This is a genomic window from Nocardia sp. NPDC003726 (assembly GCF_053586955.1).
This window is the reverse complement of sequence record NZ_JBSFNF010000031.1, coordinates 60,490-71,864: the sequence shown is the minus strand read 5'-3', so window position 1 is coordinate 71,864 and position 11,375 is coordinate 60,490. Positions and strand designations below refer to the sequence as shown.

Genomic DNA, 11,375 nt, shown 5'->3' with positions numbered 1-11,375 from the left:
CTGCCCGGCCAACCAGACATCTCATCTCCAACGACAGTGAATGTACTCCCCGCTTTCCAGAATGTCTACACCCTGCGATACAGATTTTCCCGCTTACCGAGTAGCTGTTTTCTGTCATGGATCGTCCGCCGCCGGCATCCTGCTCGTCACCAGCACATTCGATAGGCGAGCCGGTTGTTGTCGGCCGGTAGGTCGCCGACGGTGCGCGCAACGCGCGGGAGGCGTTGGAGATGAGCGGCGAGGACGAGCGCGACCGAATCCCGGTTTCGCCGGGTGTTATCGACGAGGTGGGACGACGTTTGCCGTGCCGCGTTCCAGAGCGTGTCGCAGTTCGGTTCGATCGTCGAAGGCGAGTGTTACGGCGCCGTATGTTTGCACGGGGTCGTGTCCGCGGCCGGTGACGACGAGGACGTCGCCGGGTTGGGCGAGGGTGACGGCCAAGGCGATCGCGTCGGCGCGTCTGGGTTCGAGAATGACTTCGGCGTGGCCGGCGGCGTAGGCGCCTGCGGCGACGTCTTCTCGCAGTCGCGCGGGGTTGTCGGAGAAGGGGCTTTCGTCGGTGACGATGACCGTGTCGGCGAAGGTTGCCGCTGTCCAGCCCAGGGGGCGGCGTTTGCCGGGGTCGCGTTCACCGGTGGCTCCGATGACGACGATGATCTTGCCGCTGGTCAATGATCGCAGGTAGGGGAATTGGCGTTGTTGGCCTGCGGTGTTGTGCATGTAGTCGACGAAAGCCAGGAACGGTTGTCCGGCCTCGATGCGCTGCATCCGGCCTGGGACGCATTCCAGACTTTCCATGCCTTCGATCGCGGATTCCGGATCGACGCCTGCTGTGGAAAGGGCCGCGATCGCGCCGAGGGCGTTGTCGACCTGATGACGGCCAAGGAGTCTGAGCCGGACCGCGGTGCTGCGGTCGGCGCCGTGCACAACGAACGAGGTGTTGTGTTCGTCGAGCCGGATGTGGTCGGCGTAGAAGTCGGCTGCTGTGGATTGTGTCGAGAACGTGCGGTGGGGAAGTGCGGTTTCCGCGGCGAGTCGTCGGCCGTAGTCGTCATCGATGCCGATCACGGCGGACTCGCATCGCTCAGGCGAGAACAGTTTCGCCTTCGCCGAGTAGTAGTTTTCGAGGTCGTTGTGGAAATCCAGGTGATCCGCGCCGAGATTGGTGAAAACGCCGACGCGGAATCGAATCCCTTCGACGCGGTGTAGAGCCAGCGCGTGACTGGACACTTCCAGCGCGACCGCGGACACGCCGCTCGCGTGGAAGGTCGCCAGGGTTTGTTGCAGTTCGCTGGCCTCGGGTGTAGTCCGCACGGCCGGCCGCTCGCCCCACGGTCCGCGGATCTCGACGCCGCTGATCAAACCGGTTTCGATCTTCGCCCCCCGCAGGCCCGCGTCGAGCAGATAGGCGGTGCTGGTCTTGCCGTTGGTTCCGGTGACGCCGAAGACGTCGAGTTCGCGGGAGGGGTGGCAGTAGATCCACGAGGCGAGCGGCCCCAGCACACGTCGGGGGTCATCGACCAGAAAGGTCGGCAGCGCCTCACACGGCCGGTCGCTGATCGCCGCGACCGCGCCGCGGGCCGCCGCCTCGACCGCGAAAGCGGCGCCATGGTGGCGGGCGCCGGGTAGCGCCGCGTACACCTCGCCCGGCTCGACCAGCCGCGAATCCTGACTGATTCCGGCGATCGTCGATTCCGCCGCGAGACCGTCCGGTGGCCCCGGCGCGCCCAAGCGCAGGGCGAGATCGCTCATCGACCGGCGATGCGGCGGTCGCGGACGATCGGCACCCCTGATCTGCGCGGTCATGCTGGACAGTGAACCACCTCACATCCGCTGACTTGCCGAACTGCGCCGGTCGCGTCGCGACCATCGGTGCGGCGCGGGTCGAGGGCGTCCAACGACGCCATCGGGGGCACGCCTTACCCGGAGGGCGTACAAGTCGAGTTCGTCGCACGGTCGCGCGACTCCTCGGTCAACCGAGTTTCGGCCTGCTCCTCTACAGCGCCGCTTGGGCGGGCTTCCGGGTCCGAGACCACTTCCAAATGCTCGTCGGCGGCCTGTCCGAAGCGGCCGACTCCCTCCGACGTCGCCGCGTGGGCCGGTCTCCTGAACGTCCATTGCGCCCTGCGTCCACAGGACCCGGCCGCGACGACACCGACAGGCTCGGTTGGCTCCCTAGGTTGTGCCACGACCCGACGCAGCGTTCGCAACTCGAGCACACGGCCGCTCGATGACGCCTCCGACTGCGACCTTGATGGCTCGCAGGGTGATGGGCTGTCTGATCCGGTACGCGGTAGCGAAACCTTCGAGCGCGAAGGCGGCGGGGTCGCGGTGCCCTCGGTCTCCTAAGTTCGCGGGTACTCGGTCGGCGGGGTTCGTTCCGGGCGCTGCGATCCAGTATTGACTGGATCACCAATGCCCCGTACGGTGACTGCATTCACATTTTGAAACGTTTCAATCGAGGTTGAACCTATGCCCGACACCATGGAGCGTGTCTGCTTCCTGCTGACTTTGCGGCCGGACCGGATCGAGGACTATCTGGCCGCGCATGCCACGGTGTGGCCGGAGATGCTGGCGGCGCTGCGGGCGGCGGGTTGGCGGAACTACTCGCTGTTCCTCCGTCCAGAGGACGGATTGGTCGTCGGCTACCTGGAAACCCAGGACTTCGCACGCGCACAGGCGGCGATGGCGGCCACCGAGGTCAACGCGCGCTGGCAGGCGAGCATGGCCGAGTATTTCCAGGCGTCCCCGTTCTCCCGGGTGCAGCCGGACGCGCGTCCGGACGAATCCGTGCACCGCCTCGCGGAGTACTTCCACCTCGACTGACCCATCGTCCCCACTCCGCTTGGAACCCACTGCTAGACCCGAGGAATACCAATGAAGGTAGGCGCACGAACCACCACCGGGTGGAAGGCGACGATCTCCGTCGCGATGTCCAACTACATCGAGGCCGGCTCCATCATCGCCATCGCCACCAGCCTGACCTTCTGGCAGGACGCGTTCGGCATCAGCAACTTCGCCGTGGGCCTGCTGGCCGCGCTGAGCGCAAACGCCTTCGGCGCGGCGATCGGCGCGGGGATCGGCGGGCCCCTGTGCGACCGCTTCGGCCGCAAGGCGATCTACACCTACGACCTGCTCGTCTACATGGCGGGCGTACTGCTCGCGGCGTTCGCGATGAACTTCGCGATGCTGCTGGCCGCGTTCGTGATCACCGGTGTCGCGGTCGGAGCGGGGGTGCCCGCTTCCTGGACCTACATCGCCGAGCAGGCGCCGACCACCAACCGCGCTCGCCACGTCGGTACCGCGCAGCTGGCCTGGTCGGTGGGGCCGCTGGTGGGATTCGCCTTGGCCGCCGCGCTTGCGCCGCTGGGATTGCTCGGCTCGCGGCTGATCTTCCTGCATCTGTTCGTGGTGGCGGCCGTGGTCTGGTGGATCCGGCAAGGGCTGGCCGAATCGAAGATCTGGCAGGACGAGGCGGCCTCCGGTGCGAGCGCATCGCTGCGGTCGACCACGGGTGGGCAAGGGCTGCGCGGGCTGTTCTCGCGCCGGATCAATCTCACCGCCCTGCTCGTGCTGATGGGCATCTACGGATTCTGGAACACCGTCGCAGGCCAGGCCGGCATCTTCATGCCGCGGGTCTACGACAGCGCCGGTGTGCACAGTGCCGTGCAGCAGAACCTGCTGCAGGTGCTGGTATGGGGGTGCACCGTCGCGGCCACGTACTTCGGTTTCATGGCTTACGCCGACCGGATCTCGCAGCGGCTGCTCTACCTCATCGGCGCGGCGCTGGGGGTGCTGGCTTGGTGCGTGCTGGTGTTCTTCACCGACGCCGGGATGCCGACCTTGCTGCTGTTCGCGGTGCTGTGGGGAATCTCCAGCGGCATCGGCGCGCAAGCGTTCTACAGCCTGTGGACCAGCGAACTTTTCGCCACCCCCTATCGGGCCAGCGCTCAGGGTTTCCTGTTCTTCGTGGTCCGCTCGGCCACCGGCCTGCTCAGCTACTTCTTCCCGACCATGCTCGCCGCCACCGGGCTCACCACCGTCGGCTTGCTGCTGGTCGGACTGCTCACCGTCGCGCTGGTGATCGGTGCGGTGTTCGCGCCGCGGACGCAGGGCAAGACGCTGCGCGAGATCGAAGTCGAGCGCTACGGCAGCCCCGTGGGCGAGCTCGGCGGAGTCGGGCCGCGCACGGTGATCAGCACCGAGACCGGTCGCGGTGTCGAGGGCGCCCCGGTGGGAGGGCACTGACATGACCGACCCGTATCTCCCTGCCCCCGTAAAAGGAGCGCCGCTCGTGTCCGTCGACACCGTCCTGGAGTCCCTCGCCATCGAGTTGCCGTCCTGGGCGTTCGGTAACTCCGGCACCCGGTTCAAAGTGTTCGGGACCCCCGGCACGGCCCGCACCGTCCACGAGAAGATCGCCGACGCGGCCACCGTGCACCGGCTCACCGGGCTCGCACCCACCGTCGCGCTGCACATCCCATGGGACACCGTCTCGGACTACGGTGAACTCGCGCGGTATGCCGAAGATCTCGGGGTCCGGCTCGGCACGGTCAACTCCAATACCTTCCAGGACGACGACTACAAGTTCGGCAGCCTGACCCACACCGACAAGCGGATCCGGCAGAAGGCGATCGACCACCACTTCGACTGCCTGGAGATCATGGCGGCCACCGGGTCGCGGGATTTGAAGATCTGGCTGGCGGATGGCACCAATTATCCCGGCCAGGGCGATATTCGGGGGCGCCAAGATCGTCTCGCCGAATCGCTGGCCACCATCTACCGGCATGTCGGTGCGAACCAGCGGTTGGTGCTGGAGTACAAGTTCTTCGAGCCGGCCATGTACATGACCGACGTACCGGATTGGGGTACCGCCTACACCCAGGTGAGCGCGCTCGGGGAGCGGGCGGTGGTGTGCCTGGACACCGGGCATCACGCACCGGGCACCAATATCGAGTTCATCGTGGCGCAGTTGCTGCGGCTGGGGAAGCTGGGGTCGTTCGACTTCAATTCTCGGTTCTACGCCGACGACGACCTGATCGTCGGCGCGGCCGATCCGTTCCAGCTGTTCCGCATCCTGTTCGAAGTGCTGCGCGGCGGCGGCCTCGACCCGGCGTCCGGGGTCGCGCTGATGCTCGACCAGTGCCACAACATCGAGGACAAGATCCCCGGCCAGATCCGCTCGGTGCTCAATGTGCAGGAGATGACCGCGCGCGCCGCGCTGGTCGATCTCGACGCACTGGCCGCCGCCCAGGAGGCGGGGGACGTGCTCACCGCCAACGGTGTGTTCATGGACGCCTTCTACACCGACGTCCGGCCGCGGCTGGCGGCCTGGCGCGCCGAGCGAGGCTTGCCGGAGGACCCCATGGCCGCCTATGCCCGCTCCGGGCAGCAGGAACGGCTCACCGCCGAACGCGCCGGGGGCAGCGCCGCCTCCTGGGGCGCCTGACCACATCGACCACCCGAAACGAGGAAAGAACCTGTCATGACCCACCCCACGGTCGCGGACCTCATCGCCCGGTCCAACCGGCTCGGCACCGACCCGAAGAACACCAACTACGCCGGCGGCAACACCTCCGCCAAGGGCACCGACACCGACCCGGTGACCGGCGAGCCCGTCGAGCTGATGTGGGTCAAGGGCTCCGGCGGTGACCTCGGCACGCTCACCGAGCAGGGCCTGGCCGTGCTGCGGCTGGACCGGTTGCGTGCCCTGGTCGGCGTCTATCCGGGTGTCGAGCGCGAAGACGAGATGGTCGCGGCGTTCGACTACACACTGCACGGTCGCGGCGGCGCCGCCCCCTCCATCGACACCGCCATGCACGGCTTGGTGGAGGCGGCGCACGTGGACCACCTGCACCCGGACTCCGGGATCGCGCTGGCCACCGCCGTGGACGGCCCGGCGTTGACCGAGAAGATCTTCGGCGACCGGGTGGTGTGGGTGCCGTGGCGGCGACCCGGTTTCCAACTGGGCCTCGACATCGCCGAGATCCGCAGGCGCAACCCGCAGGCGATCGGCACCATCCTCGGCGGGCACGGCATCACCGCCTGGGGCGACACCTCGGACGACGCGGAGGCGCATTCCCGCGAGATCATCCAGACCATCGAGCGTTTCCTGCAGGTCAACGGCAAGCCCGAGCCGTTCGGGGCCGTACTGCCGGGTTATGAGGCGCTGCCCGAGTCGCAGCGCCGGGCCAAGGCGGCCGCGCTGGCGCCGTTCCTGCGTGGACTCGCGTCCACCGACCGACGCCAGGTGGGGCACTTCACCGACACCGCCCGGGTGCTCGAATTCCTCTCTCGCGCCGAGCATCCGCGGCTGGCCGCGCTCGGCACCAGCTGCCCGGACCACTTCCTGCGGACCAAGGTCGCGCCGCTGGTGCTCGACCTGCCCGCGGACGCATCCGTGGAGCGGTGCAAGGAACGGCTCACCGAACTGCACGAGGCGTACCGGGCGGAGTATCGCGCCTACTACGAGCGGCACGCCACCCAGGACTCCCCGGCCATGCGCGGCGCCGACCCGGCCATCGTGCTGATCCCGGGCGTCGGCATGTTCAGCTATGGCGCGGACAAGCAGACCGCGCGGGTGGCGGGCGAGTTCTATCTCAATGCCATCAATGTCATGCGCGGTGCCGAGTCGGTGTCTCGATACCAGCCGATCGACGAGGCCGAGAAGTTCCGGATCGAGTACTGGGCGCTGGAAGAAGCCAAGCTGGCCCGCCGGCCGAAACCCAAGCCGCTGGCCACCCGGATCGCTTTGGTCACCGGCGCGGCGTCCGGCATCGGCAAGGCCATCGCCCGGCGGCTCGCCGCCGAGGGCGCCTGCGTGGTGGTCGCCGACCGGGACGGCGAGAAGGCCATCGAGGTCGCGGCCGAGATCGGCTCGGCCGACGTGGCGGTCGGCATCAGTGCCGACGTCACCGATGAGGGGCAGGTCCAGGCCGCGGTGGACGCGGCGGTGCTCGCGTTCGGCGGCCTGGACCTGGTGGTCAACAATGCCGGACTGTCGCTGTCGAAGTCGCTGCTCGAGACAACCGAAGCGGACTGGGACCTGCAACACGACGTCATGGCCAAGGGCTCGTTCCTGGTTTCCAAGGCGGCGGCCCGTGTGCTGATCGACCAGCGTATGGGTGGTGACATCCTCTACATCTCGTCCAAGAACTCGATCTTCGCCGGTCCGAACAACATCGCGTACTCGGCGGCCAAGGCCGACCAAGCGCACCAGGTGCGGCTGCTTGCCGCCGAACTCGGCGAACACGGCATCAAGGTCAACGGCATCAACCCCGACGGGGTAGTGCGCGGCTCGGGCATCTTCGCCGGTGGCTGGGGCGCGCAGCGCGCCGCGGTCTACGGGGTGGAGGAGTCCGAGTTGGGCGCCTTCTACGCCCAGCGCACCCTGCTCAAACGGGAGGTGCTGCCCGAGCACATCGCCAACGCCGCGTTCGCGTTGTGCAGCGCGGACTTCTCGCACACCACCGGCCTGCACGTGCCGGTCGACGCCGGGGTCGCCGCGGCGTTCCTGCGATGACCGCGACCGGCGCGGTGGCCGCGGTCGATCTAGGGGCCACCAGCGGACGGGTGATGCTCGCCCGGGTCGGCCCGGGTCGGCTCACCATGCGGCAAGTCGCCCGGTTCGCCAACGATCCACTGCCGCTGTGGAACGGCGTTCGCGAGGCACTGCACTGGGATCTGCCCGGGTTGTACCGGCAGGTCGGGCGCGGGCTGGCCGAGGCCGCCCGGTCCGAACCCGCGTTGCTCGGCGCCGGAATCGACTCGTGGGCGGTGGATTACGGCCTGTTCCGCGACGGTCGGCTGCTCGGACTGCCCTACCACTACCGCGACGGCCGTACCGCCGACGGTGTCGCCGCCGCGCACGCCGTCGTCGCACCGTCGGATCTGTACGGCCGCAACGGCCTCCAGTTCCTACCGTTCACCACCGTGTACCAGCTCGTAGCCGAGCGGATCGCGGGCACATTGGCCGCCGCCGACTCGGCTCTGCTGATTCCGGACCTGCTGGGCTTCTGGCTCACCGGAACTCGGGTCACCGAGCGGACCAACGCGTCCACCACCGGCCTGCTCGGCATCGACGGCCGCTGGGACGCCGACCTGCGGGCGCGGCTGAGGCTGCCGAGCCTCTTCCCGGCGCTGGCTGATCCCGGCACCCCGCTTGGCCCGGTACTGCCCGGTGTCGCGTCGGCGTTCGGGCTGGACCGCCGACTCACCCTGAGTACCGTCGCCTCGCACGACACCGCGTCCGCGGTCGCCGCTGTCCCGATGGCGCCGGAGTCTGCGGCCTACATTTCCTGCGGCACTTGGGGTTTGGTGGGCGTGGAACTGTCCGACCCGCTGATCGGCCCGGCGAGCCGGGCCGCCAACTTCACCAACGAGGCGGGTCTGGACGGTCGCACCCGTTTCCTGCGCAATGTGATGGGGCTGTGGCTGCTCAGCGAATCCATGCGGCACTGGCAGGGCGCGGGCGCGACCTATGATCTGGCCCGCCTGCTCGCCGCGGCCGCCGAAAGCCCCGCGCCCGCAGCAGTATTCGACGTAGACGATCCTGTGTTCCTCGTACCCGGCGACATCCCCCAGCGCATCGCGGAGTGGTACGCGCAGCGCGATTTGCGGGTGCCGGAAGGGCCGGTCGCGACCGTGCGAGCGATCGTGGAGAGTCTTGCCGCCGCTTTCGCCACCGGCGTGCGCACCGCCGCCGAACTCAGCGGCGTCCCCGTGCGCACTATCCACCTGGTCGGCGGTGGCGCGCGCAACCGGCTGCTGTGTCAGCTGCTGGCCGACCACTCCGGCCTACCGGTGCTCGCAGGCCCGGTGGAGGCGACCTCACTCGGCAACATACTGGTCCAAGCCCGCGCACACGGATTGCTGCACGGCGACGTGGACGCGCTGCGGGCCGAGGTGGCCACCGCGTTCCCGCCGCAGCGGCACGAGCCGCGCACCGAACCCGTCAGGAAGGCTGGCTGATGAAGCGACAAGTACCCCGCCCCCGCGATCTCGCACCGCTGCTACGGTTCCGCGCGCCGCGTCTGAACGCGACCCGGCGCCGCCTCGACGCCGCACTCACCATCGAAGACCTGCGCCGTATCGCCAAGCGGCGCACCCCGCGGGCGGCGTTCGACTACACCGACGGCGCCGCCGAAGCGGAGATTTCGCTCGATCGCGCACGGCAAGCGTTCCTGGACATCGAATTCCACCCCGCGATCCTGCGTGACGTGTCCAAGGTGACCACCGGCTGGGACGTGCTCGGCGGTCCTGTCTCGCTGCCCTTCGGCATCGCCCCCACCGGTTTCACCCGCATGATGCAGACCGAGGGGGAGTACGCGGGCGCACGTGTGGCAGGGCGAGCCGGCATCCCCTTCTCGCTCTCCACCATGGGCACCGCCTCCATCGAGGACGTGGCAGCCGCCAACCCGCACGGGCGCAACTGGTTTCAGCTCTACATGTGGAAGGACCGCGACCGGTCCATGGCTCTGGTCGAGCGGGCCGCCGCCGCGGGCTTCGACACCTTGCTGGTGACCGTGGACGTGCCGGTGGCCGGCGCCCGGCTGCGCGATACCCGCAACGGCATGTCCATCCCACCCGCGCTCACCCCGGCCACTGTCCTGGACGCGCTGCCCCGGCCGCGCTGGTGGATCGACTTCCTCACCACCGAACCGCTGGCCTTCGCGTCCCTGGACCGCTGGTCCGGCACCGTCGCCGAACTGCTCGACTCCATGTTCGACCCCACGGTGAATTTCGAGGACCTGGCCTGGATCCGGGACCAGTGGCCGGGCAAGGTCGTGGTGAAGGGCATCCAGACCCTCCCCGACGCCCGCGCCGTGGTGGACGTCGGAGTCGACGGCATCGTGCTGTCCAATCACGGTGGACGACAGCTGGATCGGGCACCGGTGCCGTTCCACCTGCTGCCCGAGGTCGCCGCCGAACTGGGCAACGACACCGAGATCATCCTCGACACCGGCATCATGTCCGGCGCGGACGTCGTCGCGTCCATCGCGCTCGGCGCCCGCTTCACCCTCATCGGTCGCGCCTACCTCTACGGCTTGATGGCGGGCGGCGAGGCCGGTGTCGCCCGTGCGGTGGAGATCCTGGCCGGGCAGATCGAGCGCACCATGCGACTGCTCGGCGTGACCTGCCTGGAAGAACTGCAGCCCCGGCACGTCACCCAGCTGACCAGACTTGCCCCGCGCGCGGTGTCCATCCAAGATCGAAGGTGAGGAGTTCGGGCAAAGTATCGGCACATAGGAGGCGCGGTCACCGGTGGTGAGCATGCGGGAAGTGGCCGCTGCGGCCTCGGTGTCGGTCGGCACCGTCTCCAACGTGCTCAACGCCCCCGACAAAGTCGCTCCCGCCACCGTGGAACGGGTACTGGCCGCCATCGATCGCCTCGGATTCGTCCGCAACGACGCGGCCCGTCAGCTCAAGGCTGGCCGCTCCCGCTGCGTCGGCCTGGTAGTGCTCGACATCGCCAACCCCTTCTTCTCCGACGTCGCCCGCGCCGCCCAGCAGCGCGCCGCCGAACACGACCTCGTCGTGCTGCTCGGCTCCAGCGACGACGACCCCCACCGGGAGCGGCTCTACCTCGAAACCTTCGACGAACAAAGGGTTTACGGTCTGCTCATCACCCCGTCCGGGAGCGATCAGGACCGGCTGATCGCCCTGCACAACCGAGGCGTTCCGGTCGTGCTGGTGGACCGCGACGGGCACGGCACCCCCTTCTCCTCGGTCGCCGTCGACGATGTGGCCGGTGGAGAACTGGCCGTCCAGCACCTGTGCGCCACCGGCCGCCGCCGCATCGCCGTCGTCGGCGGCCCCGCGACGCTCTCCCAGATCGCGGACCGCCGCACCGGCGCTCACCGCGCCGCCGCCGGGCGCCCCGGCGTCACCCTCACCGTTATCGACACACCCGCCCCCACCGTGCTCGCCGGCCGCGCCGCGGGTGAACGCCTCGCCGCCATGCCCGCAGGCGACCGCCCCGACGCCGTCTTCTGCGTCAACGACCTGCTCGCCATCGGCGTCTTGCAGGGCCTGACCCTGCACGGCGTCACGGTGCCCGACGACGTGGCCCTGATCGGTTACGACGACATCGATTTCGCCCAGTCCGTCGTCGTCCCGCTCACCTCGATCCGCCAGCCGCGCGCGGACATCGGATCCTCTGCCATCGACCTTCTGGTAGCAGCGGCAAACGATCGGCAGCAGGGGCAGGAACATATCTGTTTCCGCCCCGATCTCGTCGAGCGTGCCTCCACCGTCGGCTGAACGATCCGACGACTTCCGATTATCGGTGACACCTGTCCCAGGAGGTGAGCGGCCACGACGCGTCGCGAGTGCGACGACTTCCGGTGATCCGCCGACTTCGTGTCTCGGAGGTG

At 68.6% G+C, this 11,375-nt stretch carries 8 protein-coding genes; 7 read left to right on the top strand and 1 reads right to left on the bottom strand.

Translation table 11 applies throughout. From position 1 onward, the window contains the following. Positions 1 to 276: 276 nt before the first annotated feature. Entirely contained in the window at positions 277 to 1,752 is a 1,476-nt protein-coding gene (locus ACWDMM_RS29750; RefSeq protein WP_449940602.1) for a UDP-N-acetylmuramoyl-L-alanyl-D-glutamate--2,6-diaminopimelate ligase, read from the bottom strand. A gap of 720 nt (positions 1,753 to 2,472) precedes the next feature. Here ACWDMM_RS29750 and ACWDMM_RS29745 point away from each other — a divergent pair. From ACWDMM_RS29745 to ACWDMM_RS29715, 7 genes are read left to right on the top strand one after another with little or no spacing between them, the layout of a single operon-like run. Further along, positions 2,473 to 2,826 carry an L-rhamnose mutarotase gene (locus ACWDMM_RS29745; protein WP_323124409.1) on the top strand — a complete coding sequence of 118 codons (354 nt, stop codon included), beginning with the start codon at positions 2,473 to 2,475 and terminating at the stop codon, positions 2,824 to 2,826. A gap of 51 nt (positions 2,827 to 2,877) precedes the next feature. Next, positions 2,878 to 4,248 (top strand): MFS transporter, encoded by a 1,371-nt coding sequence (locus tag ACWDMM_RS29740; protein WP_323124408.1) that lies wholly within the window; start codon positions 2,878 to 2,880, stop codon positions 4,246 to 4,248. Between the two features lies 1 nt (position 4,249). Continuing rightward, positions 4,250 to 5,449, top strand: coding sequence for an L-rhamnose isomerase (gene rhaI, locus ACWDMM_RS29735; protein WP_357209229.1), 1,200 nt, complete (start codon positions 4,250 to 4,252; stop codon positions 5,447 to 5,449). A 36-nt stretch (positions 5,450 to 5,485) separates the two neighbouring features. Then, on the top strand, positions 5,486 to 7,522 hold the full coding sequence (locus ACWDMM_RS29730; RefSeq protein ID WP_449940599.1) for a bifunctional aldolase/short-chain dehydrogenase: 2,037 nt from the start codon (positions 5,486 to 5,488) through the stop codon (positions 7,520 to 7,522). After that, positions 7,519 to 8,970 carry a rhamnulokinase gene (locus tag ACWDMM_RS29725; protein ID WP_357111487.1) on the top strand — a complete coding sequence of 484 codons (1,452 nt, stop codon included), beginning with the start codon at positions 7,519 to 7,521 and terminating at the stop codon, positions 8,968 to 8,970. The genes ACWDMM_RS29730 and ACWDMM_RS29725 overlap by 4 nt, the downstream gene beginning before the upstream one ends. Next, positions 8,970 to 10,220: an alpha-hydroxy acid oxidase gene (locus tag ACWDMM_RS29720; RefSeq protein WP_195080284.1), complete on the top strand. Its 1,251-nt coding sequence runs from the start codon at positions 8,970 to 8,972 to the stop codon at positions 10,218 to 10,220. Before ACWDMM_RS29725 ends, ACWDMM_RS29720 begins: the two co-directional genes overlap by 1 nt. 52 nt (positions 10,221 to 10,272) lie before the next feature. Beyond that, entirely contained in the window at positions 10,273 to 11,262 is a 990-nt protein-coding gene (locus ACWDMM_RS29715) for a LacI family DNA-binding transcriptional regulator (RefSeq protein WP_195080324.1), read from the top strand. Positions 11,263 to 11,375: the final 113 nt, after the last annotated feature.

What these genes read in the sequence shown, in the direction of transcription:
- ACWDMM_RS29740 (WP_323124408.1), top strand. Translation starts at nt 2,878, where the DNA reads ATGAAGGTAGGCGCACGAACCACCACCGGGTGGAAGGCGACGATCTCC.
- ACWDMM_RS29750 (WP_449940602.1), bottom strand. Translation starts at nt 1,752, where the DNA reads ATGAGCGATCTCGCCCTGCGCTTGGGCGCGCCGGGGCCACCGGACGGT.
- ACWDMM_RS29745 (WP_323124409.1), top strand. Translation starts at nt 2,473, where the DNA reads ATGCCCGACACCATGGAGCGTGTCTGCTTCCTGCTGACTTTGCGGCCG.
- ACWDMM_RS29715 (WP_195080324.1), top strand. Translation starts at nt 10,273, where the DNA reads ATGCGGGAAGTGGCCGCTGCGGCCTCGGTGTCGGTCGGCACCGTCTCC.
- ACWDMM_RS29720 (WP_195080284.1), top strand. Translation starts at nt 8,970, where the DNA reads ATGAAGCGACAAGTACCCCGCCCCCGCGATCTCGCACCGCTGCTACGG.
- ACWDMM_RS29730 (WP_449940599.1), top strand. Translation starts at nt 5,486, where the DNA reads ATGACCCACCCCACGGTCGCGGACCTCATCGCCCGGTCCAACCGGCTC.
- rhaI (WP_357209229.1), top strand. Translation starts at nt 4,250, where the DNA reads ATGACCGACCCGTATCTCCCTGCCCCCGTAAAAGGAGCGCCGCTCGTG.
- ACWDMM_RS29725 (WP_357111487.1), top strand. Translation starts at nt 7,519, where the DNA reads ATGACCGCGACCGGCGCGGTGGCCGCGGTCGATCTAGGGGCCACCAGC.